The organism is Streptomyces sp. SirexAA-E (genome assembly GCF_000177195.2).
Lineage (GTDB): Bacteria > Actinomycetota > Actinomycetes > Streptomycetales > Streptomycetaceae > Streptomyces > Streptomyces flavovirens.
This window is the reverse complement of record NC_015953.1, coordinates 924,919-945,140: the sequence shown is the minus strand read 5'-3', so window position 1 is coordinate 945,140 and position 20,222 is coordinate 924,919. Positions and strand designations below refer to the sequence as shown.

The window sequence follows — 20,222 nt, the reverse complement described above, 5'->3', positions numbered from 1 at the left end:
GACCGTTGTCGGTGCGAGGACCTAATCTGTGCAGCGTGACTTCGCCTGCCGACACCCACACCGCTGCGTCGCAGCTCAGCGCGGGGCCGCGGCCCGCACCGGGCCCGGCCGCCGACGAGGGGCTCTCGCGTCGGCTGCGCGCGCTCGCCTGCACCGCCCCGCTGCACGACCTGGACGCGCGCAAGGCGAATCTGGCCGGCGCGTACACGGTCTACGCGATGGCCGAAGTCGCCCTCTCGGCCATCGACCTGGTCACCCTCAACATGGACTTCGACACCGGGGCCGACCACGACCAGATAGTGGCCAGACTCCTCCCGCGGATCGCCGCCCAGGCGCCGGACCGACCCGTCACCGAGCACGAACGGGTCGCCCGCTGGGTCCTGGAGAACCTGATCAACGTGGGCAGCGTGGACCGAGGCTTCCGCGCGGTGTACGGCACCTTCGGGGCGGACGGTGTGTACGTCCGCCGGGACTACGACTTCAAGCTCGTCGAGGAGGTCCCCGGGCCCGGCGGCGGCGTCTACCTCCGTGCCACCGACGAGGCGGTCAACGTCCTGGTCGGCGCCCTGGACACCGACGTCACCAGCGCGCAGATCGCCGCCGAGGTGAAGCTGGAGGTACTCATCAGCCGTGGCCGCCTCGCCGACGCCCAGCTCGCCGCCGAACAGGCCCGCTACCGCACCGTCCAGTACGCCGAGACGCTCCGCAGGACGCTGGAGGCGACCCGGCGCAACGTCCGCGCCGTCGACTGGCTCAACGCGGTCCCCGACATGATCGCCGAGGCGCTCGACCACGTCGCCGACCGCTACCGCCACGAGAACGCGATCCTCACCAACATCCGCAAGGCCAGGGACGAGGCGGAAGAGCCCGAGCACAAGCGGCGCGCCGCCGAGCTCGTCGACATCGTCAAGGACTGCATCCGCCGCCACACCCAGCTGCAGTCCCGGCTGCTGGAGGCCGGGCCGCTCTTCCGCGCCGAACAGGACCGGCAGGCGTTCGCCGCCCCCACCGCGCGCGCGGGCCTCGACCTGTACGGCCAGCTCGTCGCCCCCCTGCTGCCGCTCCCGGTCGACCAGGCCACCCGGGCCACCGACGCCTTCTTCGCGCACGGCACCGGACTGCGCACCCCGGTCTCCGTGCGCGTCGGCGACCTCGTCGACCTGCTGCTCACGCCCCCGGTCGAACGGGAGCACCTGGGCGCCGAGATGCCCGAGCCCGACCTCGTCGCCACCCCCGACGACAGCAGGTTCAGCGAGGAGCAGCTCGCCCACGCCATGGAGCTGCTCGACCTGGAGCACGACGCGCCCCGCCGGCTCTCCGGGCTGCTGGCCGAGGCGCGGCTCCAGGACCCCGAGCTGCCCTACCTGGTCGCCCTGCTCGCGGTCCACGCGGCGAGCCCGCCGGTCGGCACCGCCTACCGGCAGGGCGAGCGCAGGCTCCTCTTCGCGGTCGACGACGGCGCCACGCTCGACGACCCGGAGTTCGGCGGTGCCGACCTGATAGTGGGCACGGCCCTGCTGGACGCCGCAGGCATGGCCGCGGACCGCAAGGACGCCTCATGAGGGCCCCCGCCCGCCGCCCGGGGAGGCGCCCGGCTCCGACCCGCCCTCCGATTCGCCGGGCATCCCCTGGGACGCACCGGGAGCGCCGCACCACCCGTACCGAGGAGCCACCGCAGTGACCGAGCAGCACGCCGAGCCCGACGACGCGTGGGGCGAACCGCAGCCCGCGTACCCGGCGGAGGCCGCCCCGCCGGCCGCTCCCGCGTCCGTCACCCCCGCCGACGCGGCCGACGCGGCCCGCCTGGTCTCCTTCGGACTACAGCCCAAGCTGATGCCGGCCCGCGACGCCGAGTACGGCGAACTGCTGCGCCGCTACCGCGAGGAGCCCGCCTTCGCCCGGCTCGCCGACGCCGTCGCCACCGGGCTCGGACTCGTCGTCCTGGAGGTCTCCACCCGCGCCGGCATGGCCGTGACCGCGGGCGAGGACTCCGTCTTCGCCGTACGCATGGGCGACTACGCCCGGCGCGCCTCCTCCGACACAGCCGACCGCTTCCTGCACGGACTGGCCCACCTCGCCGTCGCCGCCATGGCCTTCCCCCGCCCCGAGGACCTCGCCGACGACGCCTACATCGGCCGCATCACGGTCAACGGGGTCGACGCCTTCGTCCGCCAGGCCTGCCACCGCCTGGAAGAGCGCGCGGCGGAACAGGGCGACAACACCGACCCGGCCACCGACGCCCCCGGCCTGGAGTCCGGCTGGCGCGTCTACGCCCGCCGCAGCTCCACGGGAGCCACCAAGGACGCCCGCCGGCTCGCCGGGTCCACCACCGGCATCATCGGCAAGGCCGCCGCCTTCCTCGCCGACTCGGGCTTCCTTCAGCGCACCGGGGACGACGCGGGCGGCACCTACCGGACCACCGCCCGCTACCAGCTCCAGGTGCGCGACATGGCGGGCAGCGCGGCGATGGCCGAGCTGCTGGAGCTCGGCGTCGTCCCGGTCACCGACGGTTCGGCCACGCTGCTGCCCCCGCCCGACACCGACGGCCTGGAGCTGGCCGCCGACGCGGGTCTGCCCTTCCACTCCTGACGCAGAGCCCGCCCCCCAGCCTCCGCGCGCGCCGTCGGCGCCGCTGCCCCACCCGCTTCCTGAACGACGAGAGTCCGCCGCCATGTACGAGTTGTCCCGGGTCCGCCTCTACTCGATCGGACCCGCCGGCGCGCGCTACGCCGACACCGTGCTCGACCTGCGCGGGGTGGGGGAGCCCGTCCCCGACCCCGCCCCGGCCCAGGCGGAGTTCTTCGAGGAGGAGCCGGTCGGGCCGCCGCGCCGCCCCGCGCCCGCGGGTGTGCTCTTCCTGGAGAACGGCGGAGGCAAGTCCGTCCTGCTCAAGCTGATCTTCTCGGTGATGCTGCCGGGCCACCGCAACACCCTGGGCGGCGCCAGCTCCGGCGTCCTGCGCAAGTTCCTGCTCGCCGACGACTGCGGACACGTCGCGCTGGAGTGGCAGCACACCCTCACCGGCGAGTGTGTGGTCGTCGGCAAGGTCAGCGAATGGCGCGGACGCCAGGTCTCCAACGACCCGCGCAAGTTCGCCGAGGCCTGGTACTCCTTCCGCCCCGGACCCGGGCTCAGCCTCGACAGCCTGCCCGTCGCCGAGGCCACCTCGGTGGCCCGCCCCGTCGAGGGGGCCTCCGGGGCCCAGGGCCGGCGCCGCACCATGAAGGGCTTCCGGGACGCCCTGATGGACGCCGGGAAGTTCTACCAGCACCTCGACGTGCACTGGGAGGAGATCCACGACCGCTGGAACGAACACCTCGGCGACCTGGGCCTGGACCCCGAACTCTTCCGCTACCAGCGCGAGATGAACGCCGACGAGGGCGAGGCGGCCGGTCTGTTCGCCGTCAAGAAGGACTCCGACTTCACCGATCTCCTGCTGCGCGCCGTCACCGACACCCGGGACACCGACGGCCTCGCCGACCTGGTCGGCGGCTTCGGCAACAAGCTCGGCCGCCGCGCCGAGCTCACCGCCGAACGCGACTTCACCGCCGGGTCCGTCGACCTGCTCGGCCGTATCGTCGACGCCACCGCCACCCGGGCCCGCAGCCGAGACGTCCACGCCGCCGCCGAACGGCGCACCCGCACCCTGGCCCGCAGGCTCTTCGCCCGCGCCGCGGAGGAGCGCGGCCGCACCGCGGAACTCGCCGAGCAGGTCACCGCCGCCGCCCACACCGTCACCGCGGCGGAGACCGCCCGGGGCCACCGTGATCTGGTCGCCGCCGAACTCGCCTACCGCCACGCCTCGCTCGCCCTCGCGGCGGCGGAGAAGGGCGCGGCGGCCCAGCGCCGTGAACTGGGCGACGCCCGGACCCTGCACGCCGCCTGGCAGGCCGCCGAAGCGGTGCTGCGGCACCGGGCGGCCGCCGACCGCTCGGCCAGGGTCGCCGTCGCCATCCGCGAGGCCGAGCGGGACGCCGCACCCGCCCTCGCCGCCCGCGCCACGGCCGCCGCCGACCTCGTACGCGCCCTGCACACCGCGGCCGAGGCCGGCGAACGCGTCGCCGACGAGGAGGAGGAGCGCTCCGCGACCCTCCAGGCCACCGGGGAGACGGCGCACCGCGACGCCACCACCGCCGCCACCGAGGCCCAGCGGGCCCGCAGCGAGGCCGGGCACCTCCGCCAGCGTCTGACCGAGGTCGAGCAGGAGACCGCCGAAGCGGTGCGGGCGGGCTGGCTCGACGACACCGCGCCCGACGCCGACCCCGCCCGTGCCGCCCTCGCCGCGAACGACGCGGAGAAGACCGCCGTCGCCGCCTGGGACACCGCCAGGGACGCGGCCAGGGCCACGGCCGACCACGCGAGGGAGGCGGCGGCGGCCGAGAGCCGGGCCGAACTCGCGGCGGCCCGGGCCGCCGACGGCGCCCGCGGCGCCGAACAGTCCTACGAGGCCGAGCGCAGGGCCGCCGAGTCCATCGCGGCCGACCGCCGTCTCGCCGATCTGCTGGGCATGCCCTCGGCCGGTGGCGTCCCCCATCCCCGCAGAGCGGCCGGAAACCCCCAGGAACCGGCCGCTCCGGAGGGCTCCCAGCCGCTCACCGCCGAGGAGCTCGACCAGAACGCCGACGAACTGCGCGAGCTGCTCGACCAAGGCGTCGCGGCTGCCGAACGCAGGCTCTTCGACCTGCGGACGGCGGCCGCGGACGACTCCCGCATCCTCGGCGCCCTCGGTGACGGCGGACTGCTGCCGCCCGGCCCGGACGTCCTCGCCACCGTCGAGTACCTCGGCGAACACGGCATCCCGGCCCTGCCGGGCTGGCGCTACCTCGCCCAGGCCGTCGACCCCGCCGACCACGCGGCCGTGCTGGCGGCCCGCCCCGAGCTGGTCGACGGGGTCGTCATCACCGACCCCGACGCACACACCCGGGCCCGTGACGTACTCGGCACCGCCGCCCTGCTGCCCCGCTCCGCCGTGGCCGTCGGCACCACCGCGGCCCTCCTGGCACCGGTCCCGGCGGGGGAGACCCCGGCCGCGGACGGTGTCTTCCTGGTCCCGCCGAACCCGGCGATGCACGACGAACACGCCGCCGACGAGGAGCGGCAGGAGCTCAGGGCCCGGGCGGCCGCGCGCGACGAGGACATCAGGACGCTCGCCGCCCGGCTCGGCGCCGACCGTGCCCTCGCCGCCCGGATCGGTTCCTGGCGCGCCGACTGCCCGCCCGGCATGCTCACCGAACTCCGGGAAGCCGCCCTCACCGCGCGCGCCGCGGCCGAGACCGCCCAGGCCGCGCTCGCCGAGGCCCGCACCGTCCGGGCCGAGGCCGACGAGGCCGCCGCCGACGCCGCGCGCGTCCGCGACGAGCGCCAGGAGGCCGCCCAGCGCGCCCGCCGCACCGCCGACGCGCTCGCCGGTCTCGCCCACCGCCTCCGCGACCGGGCCGCCTGGCAGGCCAGGCTCCGGGAACTGACCGACGAGGCGGCCGAGTCCGAGGCACGCGCCGCCTCCTGCCTGGACCGGGCGCGCGCCGCCGACGAGGACCGCAGGGCCGCCCAGCGTGCGGCGGACGACGCCCACCGCACGGCCCGCGCCCTGCGCGCCGAACGCGCCGAGATCGCGGGGGCCCCGGAATCGCTCCCGGAACCCTCCGCCGACAGCGCGCGCACCTCCCTGCCCGCCCTGCGCGAGGCCTACCGTGCCGCCTCCCAGCTGTACGAGAAGGTCGGCGTCGGTGCCGACCTGCGCGCCGAACAGGCCCGCGCCGAGAGCGACGAGAGTGCCGCCCTGGCGGAGCTCGACCGCCTCACCAACAAGGTCCGCACCCGCGCCGCGGCCCTCCTGGAAGGCACCGACGGAGCGGACGGGCCCTCCCGGCAGGCCGCCGCGGCACGCGCCGAGTCCCTCGTCCAGCTGCTGGAGACCCGGGCCTCCACGGCCAGCGAGCAGCTCGGCCGGCTGCGCGGCGAAGCCGAACGGCTCGCCCCGGCCGACGGCGAGCCCCACCACACCGAACTCCCCGAGGACCTCGTCCCGGCCGACGCGGACCAGGCGCAGGGCCTGCTGCGCGCCGCGACCGCCGAACTGGCCTCCGCCACCGAGGCCCTGGACACGGCGCGCGCCGCCCACGCCCAGTTGCTCCGCGCCCACCGCACGGCCGAGGACTCCGCCGGAGGCTTCGACGAGACCGCGGCCCTGCTGCGCGACCTGCTCAGGGACCACACGCCCGACGAAGAGGCCGAAGCCCCCGAGCCGTATCCCGGCACCCTCGACGAGGCCAGGCAGTCCGCCGCCGAGGCCCGGCGCTCACTGCGCGGCTGCGCCGCCGATCTCTCGGCGGCCGAGGCATCCGTGCGCGAGGCGAGCGACGTGCTCGTACGGCACGCCAACTCCACCCGCTACGAACAGGTCCGTACCCCCGCCCGGCAGCAGATCCGCGAACTCCCGGCCGCCGCCCTGCCCGACCACGCGGAGAAGTGGGCCGTCGCGTTCGCGCCCCGGCTCCGGGTGCTCACCGACGAACTGGCCCAGCTGGAGCGCAACCGCGACTCCATCGTCGACCGGCTGCGCGGTCTGGTGGAGTCCGCGCTCACCACGCTGCGGTCCGCCCAGCGGCTCTCCCGGCTTCCCGAGGGACTGGGGGAGTGGTCGGGACAGGAATTCCTCCGGATCCGCTTCGAGGAACCCGACCAGGCCACCCTCACCGAACGGCTCGGCGAGGTCGTCGACGAGGCCACGCACGCCGCCCTGAAGAAGAACTCCGACCTGCGCAGGGACGGCATGTCCCTGCTGCTGCGCGGAGTCGAGGCGGCGCTGCGGCCCAAGGGCATCGCGGTCGAGATCCTCAAGCCGGACGCGGTGCTCCGGGCCGAGCGGGTGCCCGTGGGCCAGATGGGAGACGTCTTCTCCGGCGGCCAGCTGCTCACCGCGGCCATCGCGCTGTACTGCACCATGGCGGCTCTGCGCAGCAACGACCGGGGACGCGACCGGCACCGGCACGCCGGGACGCTCTTCCTCGACAACCCCATCGGCAGGGCCAACGCCACGTATCTGCTGGAGCTCCAGCGTGCCGTCTCCGACGCGCTGGGCGTCCAACTGCTGTACACGACCGGCCTCTTCGACACCACGGCGCTCGCCGAATTCCCGCTCGTGATCCGCTTGCGCAACGATGCGGACCTGCGCGCGGGGCTGAAGTACATCAGCGTCGAGGAGCACCTGAGGCCCGGGCTTCCGCAGCAGGACCCCGACGGCGAGACGGTGCACGGCGAGATCACCGCGACCCGCATGTTCAAGCGGACTCCTCAGCCCGCCGATGTTCCGGGGACCGCGCCTGTCCCGGAGATGCGCTCGGAGACGGACGTCCGCGCGTCGGCGGACGCGTCACCGGACCCACAGGGACGCTGAGCCGGAAGCCGGAAGCCGGAAGCCGAGCGGGGCCGACGGGGCGGGGTGGCGCGACAGGCGGGCGCCGCCCCGTACCCACTGGTGCGGGGCCGGGACGCCACAGGCGAGCCGGCCTGCCGCGGTCAGGCCGCCCGGGAGAGGCCGCCCGCACCCCGGCGGCGTATTCGGTCGGTCCGGCGGTCCTGCGCCCGGGCGGCGGCCCTGGCCCTGCGCCGCTCGCGCCGCATCTGCCGCGCCGTGCTGCTCGGCACCGAGACGACGCCGTGCCGCTGGTTCCACACCTGCCGGGTCACCCACACGTCCAGCACCGACCAGGTGGCGACCACCGTGCCGGCCACCCCGCCGAGCACCATCGGAAACGCGAGCCACGCCCCCGCCAGGGTGCACAGGAAGGCCACCATGGCCTGGATGAGCGTCAGCGACATGATGAGCACCGCCCGCACGGCCGCGGTGCGCACCGGATCCGGCATCCGCCGCCGTAGCGCCGGTTCCTCCACCCACAGCTGCTGCCGGGGGATTCCACCACCGCCCGCCGGTACGGCCGTCGCCGGCGTACTCCGGCGTTCATCCGTCTTCACGGACCTTCAACTCCCCTCCGCCTACGAACTCAGGGGTGGCTGCCCGGCGCGCGCCCGTTCTACGCCGGCGGAGCGTTCCGCCGTGCCACGCGTACCCCACAAGGTCGTCTGCCCCCGTACAGCTGGACGAACGCCGGGGCGTGAAGATTCCCGCCGAACACGCTCAATCGGCACCGAAAGCCATGGAACGAAGACTTCCAGCCAACTGACCGGCGTGAACAAGCGGGCTACGGCCTGGCCTTCTGTGTCACATGCGCGAATTTCTTCGCCGTGTATACCGGGACAACTGGTAATCAACACGGGAAAGGGCGGCTGAAAATCGTCCGGACGTGCCTTCGAGTTGTCTGTGGGTCAGTAGTAGGCTCGCGCCGTTTGTTGACGGAACACCGATGGACCTCCGGTGCGCCACTGCCGGAAGACCGGAAACACCGACACGACCACCCCCGCGGTGCGGGGTCGAGCTGGGGGAGGCCATGCGCTTTCGCGGGAAGTCCATCCGCAGGAAGATCGTGGCGTTGCTCCTGGTGCCGCTCGTCTCCCTCACCGGCCTGTGGGTCTTCGCCACCTACATCACCGGCCGCGATGCCCGCGACCTGCTCGGTGCCGGTTCCATCATGGAGAACGTCGGGCACCCCCTGGAGGACACCGTCCGTGCCGTCCAGGACGAACGCCGGCAGACCCTCGTCTTCCTCGCCGATCCCCGGGCCTCCGACTCCCTGCCGCTTCTGCTGCGCCGACGCGCGGCGACCGACCGGGTCGTGGCGGACGTCCGGCGCAGTGCCGGACGCGACGACGTACGGGACGCGCTGAGCCCGGAGGCCGCGGTGCAGCTCGACTCGATCCTCAGCGAGGTCGACGGCCTGGACGCCCTGCGGTCCTCCGTCGAGCGCCGCACCATCGACCGGACCCGGGCGCTCGATTTCTACAACGGCCTCGTGGACCCCTGCTACCGCTTCCTCAACGGCCTCCACACCATGGAGAACGTCTCGGCGGACAAGCAGTTCCGGGCGCTGGTCGGCGTGTCGCGGGCACGCGAGATGCTCTCCCGCGAGGACGCCCTGGTGGCGTCCGGGCTGATCGCCGGCCGCCTCGGCGCCCCCGAACTGCGCGCCGTGTCCGACCTCGCCGCCAACCGCCGCCTCCTCTACGAGGTCAACCTGGAGCTCCTGCCGGCCACCGAGCGCGGCCGCATGGAGCAGTACTGGTCCGGGCCCGACACCGAACCGCTGCGCACGGCGGAGCAGAAGCTCATCGCGGCCGGGCCGTTCAAGAAGCCCGGAGCCGTCGACGCGCAGGGCTGGCAGCAGGTGGCCCCCACGGTGCTGGACCACCTGGCCAACGACAACACGGAGATGGCCAACCGCTTCCAGGACCGTGCCGAGCCCGCCGGCTATCGGATCCTGATCCAGGCCGGTGTGGCCGGTGTCCTCGGGTTCCTCGCCCTGGTCGTCTCGGTCTTCGTCTCCGTACGCGTCGGCCGCGCCCTGATCCGCGACCTCTCACGGCTCCGCAAGGACGCCCACGAGGTCTCCGGGGTCCGGCTGCCGAGCGTGATGCGACGGCTGGCCGCGGGCGAACAGGTCGACGTGGAGACCGAGGCCCCGCACCTGAGTTACGACAAGGACGAGGTCGGCCAGGTCGGCCAGGCGCTCAACACGCTCCAGCGGGCCGCCGTCGAGGCCGCCGTCAAGCAGGCCGACATGCGCCGCGGCGTGTCCGAGGTCTTCGTCAACCTGGCCCGCCGCAACCAGGTGCTCCTGCACCGCCAGCTGACGCTGCTGGACGCCATGGAGCGCCGCACCGAGAACGGCGACGAACTCGCCGACCTCTTCCGCCTCGACCACCTCACCACCCGCATGCGACGCCACGCCGAGGGCCTGGTGATCCTCTCCGGCGCGGCACCGTCCCGGCAGTGGCGCAAGCCCATCCAGCTGATGGACGTGGTGCGCGCGGCGGTCGCCGAGGTGGAGGACTACGAACGCATCGAGGTCAGGCGGCTGCCCCGCATCGGAGTGGGCGGCCCCGCCGTGGCCGACCTGACCCACCTGATCGCCGAACTCCTGGAGAACGCCACCGTGTTCTCGCCCCCGCACACCGCGGTCCAGGTGCACGGCGAACGCGTGGCCAACGGCTTCACCCTGGAGATCCACGACCGGGGCCTCGGCATGGCCCCCGAGATCCTGCTGGACGCCAATCTCCGGCTCGCCGAGACCCCCGACTTCGAGCTCTCCGACACCGACCGGCTGGGCCTCTTCGTGGTCAGCCGGCTCGCCCAGCGGCAGAACGTACGGGTCTCGCTGCAGACCTCGCCCTACGGCGGCACCACCGCCGTCGTCTTCATCCCGGGGCAGCTGCTCACCGACGCTCCTGACACCCACGGCACCGGCTTCCGCCTCGACCGCAGGGCCGAGAAGGCGATCGGCGGCCGGGCGGCCGGGACGGCGTCCTCCCGGGGCACCGCGGACACGGGCAGGTCCCCCGGGCTCGCGCCGGTACCCACCGGGCTCACCGACCCCACCGCGCTGGACGGCCCGGTCGAGCTGGAAGGCCCCGTCGGGGCGCTGGAGCTCGCCGACGACCCGGCCCTGGCCCGGGACCTCGATCCGGCGCTCGGGCCCGTCCTCGACGGGGTGTCCGACCTGGAGGACACCGAGAGCGAGCGGGGCGGCATCTTCCGCGCCCGGGACCTGCGCCGGAACACGGAGCGCGACCAGCACCAGCAGGCGTCGGACCCGGCACAGGAGCACACGGCGGACGTCCGCCCCATGCGCCCCGCCGGTCCCGTCCCGCTGCCCCGGCGCAAGCCGCCGACGCTGGTCACCGACCGGGGCCGCCGGGTGTCCGAGGCAGGCCGCTCGCACCCCGCTCCCTCCGAGGACCGTGTCGCGGACCGCCGCTCCGCGACCGAACGGCCGCCCGCCCAGGCACCGGACAGTGCGCCCCGGGACACCGTCGGCGGCCTGCCGCGCCGGGTCCGGCAGGCCAGCATCGCCCCACAGCTCCGGGAGAACGCCGCAGGGCGGGCTCCCGGCCACGCCCCCGCGGACACCGCCGATGACTTCGAACGGGACGCGGACGACGTACGCAATCGCATGGCCTCGCTCCAACGAGGCTGGCTGCGCGGTCGTCGGCAGAACGCCGAGGACGCGACCGGCCCCGGCGAGACAGCACCAGGAACCACTCCGGGAGGGGACGGTCCATGACCGCACCGAACGCCGCAGCACCCGACGCCGCACGCCAGGGCTCCGGCCAGCTCAACTGGCTCCTCGACGAACTGGTCGAGCGCGTATCGAGCATCCGCAAGGCGCTGGTGCTCTCCAGCGACGGCCTTGCCACCGGCGCCTCGCAGGACCTCACCCGTGAGGACAGCGAGCACCTCGCAGCCGTCGCCTCCGGATTCCACAGCCTCGCCAAGGGCGTGGGCCGCCACTTCGAGGCGGGCAGGGTCCGGCAGACCGTCGTCGAGCTCGACGAGGCGTTCCTCTTCGTCACGGCGGCCGGTGACGGCAGCTGCCTCGCCGTCCTGGCGGACGCCGACTCGGACGTCGGGCAGGTGGCGTACGAGATGACCCTGATGGTCAAGCGGGTGGGGGCCCACCTGGCCAACGCACCCCGGACGACCGGTATGTCAGCCGGAGGGTGAGGGGATGGCATGAGCGCCGAATCCGCCCGGGAGACCCCCGGATCGCCCCGCGCGTCGGCCGGCGCGGGTTCCTCGCGCTGGTACGACGCCGAAGCGGGACCGGTGGTCCGCCCCTACGCCATGACCCGGGGGCGTACCAGCAGTGCGTCCCGCCACCGTCTCGACCTGATCGCGATCGTCGTCCCGGAACCCGCGGCCGACGATCGCGGCCGGGACCAGACGCTCTCCCCGGAACACGTGGAGATCGTCGAACTGTGCAGCGACATGCCCCAGTCGATCGCCGAGCTCGCCTCCGGACTGGACCTCCCCGTCGGGGTGGTCCGCGTCCTGGTCGGTGACCTCGTCGAGGAGGAGCTGGTGCACGTCACCCGTCCCGTTCCGCCGGCCGAGCTGCCGGACGTGAACATTCTTCGCGAGGTGATCAATGGCCTTCGGGCGCTCTAGCCGCAGAAAGCGGCCCGTGGAGCCCGTTACCCTGAAAATCCTGGTGGCGGGCGGCTTCGGTGTGGGCAAGACGACCCTGGTGGGGGCGGTCAGCGAGATCCGGCCGCTGCGCACGGAGGAGAGGCTGAGCGAGGCCGGCCGGCCGGTCGACGACCTCGTCGGCGTCGAGGGCAAGAGCACCACCACGGTGGCCATGGACTTCGGGCGCATCACCCTGCGCGAGGACCTGGTGCTCTACCTGTTCGGAACCCCCGGGCAGGACCGTTTCTGGTTCCTCTGGGACGAACTGGCCCAGGGGTCTCTGGGCGCGGTCGTCCTCGCCGACACCCGGCGGCTGGAGGACTGCTTCGCGGCCGTCGACTACTTCGAGCGCCGCGGTATCCCTTTCACCGTCGCGGTCAACCTCTTCGAGGGGGCCGAGCGGTTCCCGATCGAGACGGTACGGGCGGCCCTCGACCTCGACCCGGAGGTGCCGGTGCTCCTGTGCGACGCGCGCGACCGCTCGTCCGTACGGGACGTGCTCGTGGCCGTCGTGGAGGACGCGATGGCACGCGCGGACGTGCCCAGGGAGCCCGCCAGGACCTGAGGAGTCCGTACGAGAGCGCGGCCCGTACCCCCGCCGACCGGGGTACGGACCGCGCGCACGGGGCCGGAGCCGTGGCAGGAGTCTTCACCCGGGGTGAACGGCCGTCAACCCTGTACGCGATGCGGGTCTCAGCGGTTCTCCGCGAGCCACCCGGCAGCGGTCTCGGCCAGTTCCCGGTCCCGTCCCGCGAGCATCATCCGGATCATCCGCACATCCCCGCGCAGCGACCAGGCGGGGTGCCCGAAGGTCGCCGGATTGTTCCCCTCGACGAGGAAGTGGGCCGGCCACGCGGTCCCGTAGCCGATCAGCGGCAACGCCGCCGCGTACCGCTTCCTGCCCCGGGCGAGCCCGTACGCGGAGACGGCGAGGCCGGTCAGGGTGCCGGTCAGATGGACCCACCGGGTCGCCGCCTTCGAGTGCATCGCGACGTAGTAGGGCCAGAACTCTTCATATGATCCGAACGTCTGCTGTGGCATACGGGCACCGTAACGGCTCCACTGGCCACCGGGCACGGCCCTTCCGCGTCCGACGGGAGGGACGCGCGGCCGGGGCCCACGGGGGAGCCCCCGCCTGTCCGGCGTCCGGACTCAGCGGCCCGTGACGGACCGCCTGTCCACCGGGAAGTCGAAGTAGGTGTCCGGGAAGGTCTCCGGCTTGTAGGTGAAGTGCCACCACTCCTCGGCCAGGTTCACGAAGCCGAGGTCCGTCAGCGTCCTCCTGAGGAACTGCCGGTTGGCGCGCTGCGCACCCACCACACGCGGGTCGTCCGTGTGGGACAAGGTGTCGAAGCAGTCGAAACCCGTGCCCATGTCCACCGAGTTGTCCGGGAAGCGCTCGCTCCTCGGGGCGAAGCACGGTGCCGGCCTCTCGCCCGGCACGTACGGCCGGGTCGGTGCCGCGGGCAGTTCCACCAGGGTGAGGTCGACCGTGGAGCCGCGGCTGTGCCCGGACTTCTCCGCGATGTAACCGTCCTCGAACAGCCGCGACTTGTCGACCTGAGGATAGAACTCGCCCTTCATGGCCTGGTCGTCGAGGTCCTTCGCCCAGCGCACGAAGTGGTCCACCGCCCGCTGCGGCCGGTAGCAGTCGTACACCTTCAGCGAGTACCCCTGGCGCAGCAGTCGCCGCTGCGCCGTGTGCAGCGCGCGGGCGGCGGGGCGGGTCAGCAGGCAGACCGGCTGCCGGTAGCCGTCCACCTGCTCTCCCATGAAGGTGTGCGCGGTGGCGTACCGCATCTCCGTGATGATCGTCGGATCGACCGACCGCAGATCGACGAACTCCCTCGGCGCCTTCGGCGCAGGGGCCGCGCGCGCGGCGGGAGCGAGGGCGGTCGCGGCGAGAAGGGAGGCGGCGACGGCGGCCAGAACGCGGAACGTACGAGCGATTGCTGTCATGGGCACATCGTCTATCAGCTCCGGCGACCCCGGAGAAAGGTGATCGGATACAGTCCCGCCCGTGAAGGACTCCCACTGCGGCGCCTGCGGAGCCCGCTCGCACGCCGACACCTGGCCCCGCACCTGTGCCGACTGCGGCCACACCGCCTACCGCAACCCGCTGCCGGTCGCCGTCGCCCTGCTCCCCGTCACCGGACCGGACGGCACCGGCCTCGTCGTCATCACCCGTGACATCCCACCGCACCGCGGCGAGGTCGCCCTGCCCGGCGGATACATCGACCACACAGAGGACTGGCGGCACGCCGTCGTACGCGAACTCCGCGAGGAAACCGGCATCCACGCCGACGAGAGGGACGTGCGGCTCGCCGACGCCCTCAGCTCCCCGGACGGCCACCTGCTCCTCTTCGGTCTGCTCCCGGCCCGCCCCGCCGCGGACCTCCCGCCCTCCGCCCCCACCGACGAGACGCAGGGCCACGGAGTCCTGCGCGCCCCCGACGAACTGGCCTTCCCGCTGCACACCGAGGCCGTACGCAACTGGTTCGCCGGCCGCTACCGCTGACCCGGCGCAGCCGCCCCACGCACCCGCACCGGACACGGCACCGGCCCCTCGCCACCGTCCCGCTCGACCACCACCCGCCCCTCCACGAGCCGCGAGGTGTACCGCTCCACCTCCGCCCGCTCCCACCCGTCACCCGGGTCCCGCACGACCGCCCCGCCCCCGCCGCGCCCCGCCGCCGGAGCCCACACCTCCAGCTCCAGGCCACCGCCCGCACCCCGTACCGGAATCACCGCACCGGCCCGTGCCAGCACCGGCACACGCTCCGGCGGCGCCTCCACCTCCACCTGCCCCGGCCCCTCGTACGCCCGACCCGTGACCGTGTCGTACCAGCGCCCCCGCGGCAGCCGCACCACCCGGCGGACCGCACCGCACTCCAGCACCGGCGCCACCAGCAGACCGTCACCCAGCAGGAACGCGTCCTCGCAGTCCCGCAGCGCCCGGTCACCGGGCGAGCCCCACCACACGGGCCGCACGCAAGGGGCGCCGGAGAGCCGCGCCAGATGGGCGAGCGACACGAAGTACGGATGCAACCGCTCCCGTTCCACCAGCACGGCCCTCGCGTCCGCCAGCACCCGTCCCCCTGACTCCCACGGCTCCCGCCGCCCCCCACGTGAACGGAAGAAGGGCAGATACGCCCCCAGCTGGAGCCGGCGCAGATACAGCTCGGGCGACGGCGATCCCTCGAAGCCGCCCACGTCCGGACCCGAGTAGGGCAGCCCGCACAGCCCCGCCCCCAGGACCAGGGCCAGCGACGCCCGCAGCCCCGGCCAGCCCTCCGTCACCTCACCGGACCGGACGCCCCCGTACCGCTGGCTCCCCGCCCAGCCGGAGCGCGAGAGCAGGAACGGCCGCTCCCCGGGCCGCCGTCCGCGCAACCCCTCGTACCCGGCCCGCGCCATCGCGAGGGCGTACACGTTGTGCGCCTCACGGTGGTCGCCGCCCCGCCCCTCCAGCGCGTGCCGGGCCGAGCGCGGCAGCGCCGGAGCCGGCCCGCTCCCGCCGTGCCACACCCCGGAGAAGCCCTGGGCCAGCCGCTCCTCGTACAACGTGCCCCACCACTCCCGTACCGCCGGATCCGTGAAGTCCGGACAGACGCACGCGCCCGGCCCCGCCTCGCCCAGCACCTCACGCCCCCGAGGGTCACGGACGAACGCCCCGGCGGCACCGACACGCCGCCCCGCCTCGTACACCGCGCTGCCCGGTGCCGCCCGCACCGCGGGGTCCACCGCCGACACCAGCCGTACCCCGTCCTCACGCAACTCCTTCGCCAGCCCCGGCAGATCGGGAAACCGCTCACGCTCGGCCGTACGGCGGGCACCGGGACGCCCGGTGTCCAGATGCAGTGCCGTCAGCGGCAGTCCGTGCTCCCGGTGACCCGCCACCACCCGCCGCACCTCCCGCTCGTCCACGGACCCGCACCGGGCCTGCTGCGGACCCAGCGCCCACGACGGCGGCACCGCGGGCGCCCCGGTCAGCGCCGTCCACCCCCGCAGCACCCGGGCGGGCGTACCCGCCACCGCCCAGCAGCGCAGCGGACCGCCCTCCATCCGCACCTCGCAGGTGCCGGGCCGGTCGTGCCCGGAACCGGCACCCTCCTCGCCCTCGCGCAGCGTCACCCGGCCCGCCCAGGTGTTGTCGTGGAACAGCAGATGCGTCCCCGCGTCCGACACCACCACCTGCACCGGCATCGTCAGGGACGGCGGATCCCCCACCGGCCCGGACCGGGCCCCCGGACCCGAGTTCCACAGCCCGTACGTGCCCCCGCGCAGCCGCGGCCCGTCCGCCCGGGCGCCCAGCCCGAAGAACCGCGCGTCCGCCGGCACCTGGGACCGCTGCACCCACCGCGCCATGCCCCCGTCGACCGGCTCCCACCAGCGCGGCGGCAGCTCACGACGCAGCAGCACCCCGCCCGGCGTCCGCAGCTCCACCGCCCCCTGCCGTGACACCGCCACCGTCAGCCGCTCCGACACCACCTGCCAGCCGCCGTCGGTGTCCGGCTCCAGCCCCGCCCGCGGATCCGGCTCCGGCGCGGCTCCCGGCAGGGCGTACGAGGGGAGTGGCCCGGCATCGTCCCAGGACCAGAAGACCGCTCCACCGACCGCCACGTGGATCCGCAGCCGCGAACGGACGAACCGCACGATCCCGCCGCCCGGCTCCGGCTCGGCGCTCACCAGGAGACCGGGCACCCGCGCCCGCTCCGCGCCCCGGGACGCCAGCGCCCGCGCGTCCGCCCGCCGGTTCCGCCAGGCCGAGCGCACCGCCCGCATCCCCCGCACCGATCCGACCAATCTCACCGAGCCCACCAGGCCACGACCGTTCATGCGGGCCACCCTGCCAGCCGCACGGCCGGCAACGGGCTCCGTTCAGCATCCGTTCACCTGCGCCCCACGCCGGGGCCACCCGGCCGCGGCGACGGCCACCCCCGGCGGACCCTGGTGCGAAAGACGATCACATGGCATCGTCCGTAACTGCCGCTCACGCGCACACCCCGCCCGTGCGCGAGAGACGCCCACCCCGCGTACCCGTAGAAAGGCCAGGGAGCCGCCCCATGACCTCACCAGCCAGCGAAGCCCCCCTCTGGCAGCCCGACCCCGGACGCATCGAGGCCGCGGCCGTCACCCGCTTCCAGCGCTGGGCGGCCGAGCGGTACGGAGCCCCGGCCGACGGCGGTTACGCCGCACTGCACCGCTGGTCCGTCGACGCGCTCGACACCTTCTGGCAGGCCGTCGCCGACTGGTTCGACGTCCGCTTCTCCACCCCGTACACGACCGTGATCGGCGACCGCGCCATGCCCGGCGCCCAGTGGTTCCCCGGATCCACCCTCAACTACGCCGAACACGCCCTGCGCACGGCCGAGGACCCCTTGCGCGCCGACGCCCCGGCCCTGCTGCACGTCGACGAGACCCACACCCAGGTCCCGGTCAGCTGGAGCGAACTGAGGCGCCAGGTGGGCGCGCTGGCCGCCGAGCTCCGGGCGCTCGGCGTCACCCCGGGCGACCGGGTCAGCGGCTACCTGCCGAACATCCCGCAGGCCGTCGTCGCCTTCCTCGCGACCGCCGCCGTCGGCGGGGTCTGGACCTCCTGCGCCCCCGACTTCGGCGCCCGCAGCGTCCTGGACCGCTTCCAGCAGGTCGAACCCGTCGTGCTGTTCACCGTCGACGGCTACCGCTACGGCGGCAAGGAGCACGACCGCACCGACACCGTGGCCGAGCTCCGCCGCGAACTGCCCACCCTCCGCGCGGTCGTCCACATCCCCCTCCTCGGCACCGAAGCGCCCGAGGGCACCCTGGAGTGGTCCGCGCTCACCGCCTCCGACACCGAGCCGGTCTTCGAGCAGCTCCCCTTCGACCACCCGCTCTGGGTGCTGTACTCGTCCGGCACCACCGGCCTGCCCAAGGCGATCGTCCAGTCCCAGGGCGGCATCCTCCTGGAACACTTCAAACAGCTCGGCCTGCACTGCGACCTCGGCCCGGACGACCGCTTCTTCTGGTACACCTCCACCGGCTGGATGATGTGGAACTTCCTCGTCTCCGGCCTGCTCACCGGCACCACGGTCGTCCTCTACGACGGCAGCCCCGGCTTCCCCGACGTCAGTGCCCAGTGGCGGGTGGCCGAACAGACCGGCGCGACCCTCTTCGGGACCTCGGCCGCCTACGTCATGGCCTGCCGCAAGGCCGGCACCCACCCCGGCCGCGACTTCGACCTCAGCCGGATCCAGTGCGTCGCCACCACGGGCTCGCCCCTTCCGCCCGACGGGTTCCGGTGGCTCCACGACGAGGTGGCCGAGGACCTGTGGATCGCCTCCGTCAGCGGCGGCACCGACGTGTGCAGCTGCTTCGCCGGCGCGGTCCCCACCCTGCCGGTCCACATCGGCGAACTGCAGGCCCCGTGCCTCGGCACCGACCTCCGGTCCTGGGGCCCCTCGGGCGAGGACCTGACCGGCGAGGTCGGCGAACTCGTCGTCGCCGCCCCCATGCCCTCCATGCCGATCCGCTTCTGGAACGACCCCGACGGCAGCCGCTACCACGACAGCTACTTCGACATGTACCCCGGCGTCTGGCGCCACGGGGACTGGATCACCCTCACCGACCGGGGCTCGGTCGTCATCCACGGCCGCTCCGACTCCACCCTCAACCGCCAGGGCGTACGGATGGGTTCCGCGGACATCTACGAGGCCGTCGAACGACTCCCCGAGATCCGGGAATCGCTCGTCATCGGCGTCGAGGAGCCGGACGGGGGGTACTGGATGCCGCTCTTCGTGCACCTCACCGAAGGCGCCACGCTCGACGACGACCTGCGCGCCGCCATCAAGCGGACCATCCGCGAGAACCTCTCCCCGCGCCACGTGCCCGACGAGGTCATCGAAGTCCCCGGCATCCCGCACACCCTGACGGGCAAGCGCATCGAGGTCCCCGTCAAGCGCCTCCTCCAGGGCACGGAACTCTCCAAGGCCGTCAACGCCGGATCCATCGACGACGTCGGACTGCTGCGCTTCTACGAGCAGCTCGCCCGCACGCGCCGCTGACCGACCCCGTTGTCAGTCCCCCTGATTACGCTGAGTGAGCAACGATCAACCGTGCACAGGGGGACTCATGACGCACACCAGGAACCACCGGAACACCAGGGACGCCGGGACCGGAAAGAACGGCCGGAGCAGGGCGCGCGCCCGCCACCGGCCGGGCGATCCGTCCATGCGCCGCGCGCTGCGCCGCGAAGCACCCAGCACCGTCGGCCTCCTGGTGGACGCCGAGGACTTCGCGGCCATGCGCCACTACCGCAGCTTCACCTTCGACGACCACTCGGTCTATCTGCGGCAGGTCGAAGGCCTGCTCAGGACCTTCACCGCGCAGGGCAGGCACGCCACCGTCGCCCTCTTCGATCCGCAGGACTACGCGGAGTACTGCGCCGAAGCGGGCATCGACGCCGATCTCCACACGAGCCGCAGCCGCTTCACCGCGGAGGTCGCCGCCACCGGGGCCACCGTGGCGTACACGGGCCAGCCCATCGACACATTGATCCCGCTCCTCGTCTCCCGTGCCGTTCGCCGGGCCACCTGGGAGTACGCCACGATGCTCCTCGCCGATCTCGGGGACTGTTCGGACTGCGGGCAGGAGATCGGCCGAGCGGCGTTCGACCGGGCGTCCCACCTGCTGGCGCGCCTGCTGGAGACAGCGGGGCCGGGCACACACCACGTGGTGTGCAGCGTGCCCACGGAGGACGAACAACTCCTCGCGATCGTGCACACCGCACGGGACCCGGACGGCGGCCCCGCTCAGCTCGAAGCGTCGGAGGGCGCCGAGTTCGCCAGCGTCCTCGCCGTGGGCGTCGCACTGGAGTCCAGGGGCGGCGTCGTCCTGCGCACCACCGCACCGGACACCGCCGACCGCGTCCACGGCTGGCGGCTGGTCCGGGGAAACCTCGTCCCACTGACGGCCGGTGAGGTCTTCGACGCCTATTGCACGGACGCCGACACAGGTGAGCCCGTGTCACCGGAGTCGGGCGTCGAGTACTGCGCGGGCTTCGACCTGGGCGCCGACGAACCGGAGGCGCACCACTGACCTGACAGGCAGACAGAAGGGGTCCCCGCCGAGACGGCGGGAACCCCTTCCACTGCCCGGCCGC

At 73.8% G+C, this 20,222-nt stretch carries 14 protein-coding genes; 10 read left to right on the top strand and 4 right to left on the bottom strand.

The features are described 5' to 3' along the window. Positions 1-35: 35 nt before the first annotated feature. The 3 genes from SACTE_RS04005 to SACTE_RS03995 all read left to right on the top strand — a co-directional run bounded on the left by SACTE_RS04005 (position 36) and on the right by SACTE_RS03995 (position 7,396). Positions 36-1,562 carry a hypothetical protein gene (locus SACTE_RS04005; RefSeq protein WP_014044747.1) on the top strand — a complete coding sequence of 509 codons (1,527 nt, stop codon included), beginning with the start codon at positions 36-38 and terminating at the stop codon, positions 1,560-1,562. Between the two features lie 115 nt (positions 1,563-1,677). Then, positions 1,678-2,589: a hypothetical protein gene (locus SACTE_RS04000; RefSeq protein ID WP_014044746.1), complete on the top strand. Its 912-nt coding sequence runs from the start codon at positions 1,678-1,680 to the stop codon at positions 2,587-2,589. An 82-nt stretch (positions 2,590-2,671) separates the two neighbouring features. Beyond that, positions 2,672-7,396 (top strand): hypothetical protein, encoded by a 4,725-nt coding sequence (locus SACTE_RS03995; RefSeq protein WP_014044745.1) that lies wholly within the window; start codon positions 2,672-2,674, stop codon positions 7,394-7,396. 122 nt (positions 7,397-7,518) lie between these two features. Here SACTE_RS03995 and SACTE_RS03990 read toward each other — a convergent pair whose 3' ends face one another. Continuing rightward, the gene (locus SACTE_RS03990) at positions 7,519-7,974 is read right to left on the bottom strand and encodes a hypothetical protein (RefSeq protein WP_014044744.1); all 456 of its coding nucleotides are present in this window, start codon (positions 7,972-7,974) and stop codon (positions 7,519-7,521) included. A 473-nt stretch (positions 7,975-8,447) separates the two neighbouring features. On the opposite strand from SACTE_RS03990, the gene SACTE_RS03985 reads away from it, so the two are divergent. From SACTE_RS03985 to SACTE_RS03970, 4 genes are read left to right on the top strand one after another with little or no spacing between them, the layout of a single operon-like run. Continuing rightward, positions 8,448-11,177, top strand: a complete 2,730-nt coding sequence (locus SACTE_RS03985) for a nitrate- and nitrite sensing domain-containing protein (protein WP_014044743.1) — start codon at positions 8,448-8,450, stop codon at positions 11,175-11,177. Beyond that, complete coding sequence (locus tag SACTE_RS03980; RefSeq protein WP_014044742.1) at positions 11,174-11,617, top strand: roadblock/LC7 domain-containing protein; 444 nt, start codon at positions 11,174-11,176, stop codon at positions 11,615-11,617. The genes SACTE_RS03985 and SACTE_RS03980 overlap by 4 nt, the downstream gene beginning before the upstream one ends. Positions 11,618-11,626: 9 nt before the next feature. Beyond that, complete coding sequence (locus SACTE_RS03975) at positions 11,627-12,061, top strand: DUF742 domain-containing protein (protein WP_014044741.1); 435 nt, start codon at positions 11,627-11,629, stop codon at positions 12,059-12,061. Continuing rightward, positions 12,042-12,647: an ATP/GTP-binding protein gene (locus tag SACTE_RS03970; protein WP_014044740.1), complete on the top strand. Its 606-nt coding sequence runs from the start codon at positions 12,042-12,044 to the stop codon at positions 12,645-12,647. The genes SACTE_RS03975 and SACTE_RS03970 overlap by 20 nt, the downstream gene beginning before the upstream one ends. A 128-nt stretch (positions 12,648-12,775) precedes the next feature. Here the strand turns inward: SACTE_RS03970 and SACTE_RS03965 are convergent, their stop codons facing one another. Then, on the bottom strand, positions 12,776-13,123 hold the full coding sequence (locus SACTE_RS03965; RefSeq protein WP_019993696.1) for a DUF962 domain-containing protein: 348 nt from the start codon (positions 13,121-13,123) through the stop codon (positions 12,776-12,778). Positions 13,124-13,234: 111 nt separating this feature from the next. Continuing rightward, complete coding sequence (locus SACTE_RS03960) at positions 13,235-14,041, bottom strand: M15 family metallopeptidase (protein WP_014044738.1); 807 nt, start codon at positions 14,039-14,041, stop codon at positions 13,235-13,237. Between the two features lie 61 nt (positions 14,042-14,102). On the opposite strand from SACTE_RS03960, the gene SACTE_RS03955 reads away from it, so the two are divergent. Next, on the top strand, positions 14,103-14,600 hold the full coding sequence (locus tag SACTE_RS03955; RefSeq protein WP_014044737.1) for an NUDIX domain-containing protein: 498 nt from the start codon (positions 14,103-14,105) through the stop codon (positions 14,598-14,600). Here SACTE_RS03955 and SACTE_RS03950 read toward each other — a convergent pair. Next, entirely contained in the window at positions 14,591-16,921 is a 2,331-nt protein-coding gene (locus SACTE_RS03950; protein ID WP_014044736.1) for a glycoside hydrolase family 31 protein, read from the bottom strand. The two genes, SACTE_RS03955 and SACTE_RS03950, sit on opposite strands and share 10 nt — an antisense overlap. Before the next feature lie 227 nt (positions 16,922-17,148). Between SACTE_RS03950 and SACTE_RS03945 the strand changes: the two genes are divergently transcribed. Together SACTE_RS03945 and SACTE_RS03940 are read left to right on the top strand one after the other, a co-directional pair. Further along, on the top strand, positions 17,149-19,125 hold the full coding sequence (locus SACTE_RS03945) for an acetoacetate--CoA ligase (RefSeq protein WP_014044735.1): 1,977 nt from the start codon (positions 17,149-17,151) through the stop codon (positions 19,123-19,125). 166 nt (positions 19,126-19,291) lie between these two features. Further along, complete coding sequence (locus SACTE_RS03940) at positions 19,292-20,158, top strand: hypothetical protein (RefSeq protein WP_226995217.1); 867 nt, start codon at positions 19,292-19,294, stop codon at positions 20,156-20,158. Positions 20,159-20,222: the final 64 nt, after the last annotated feature.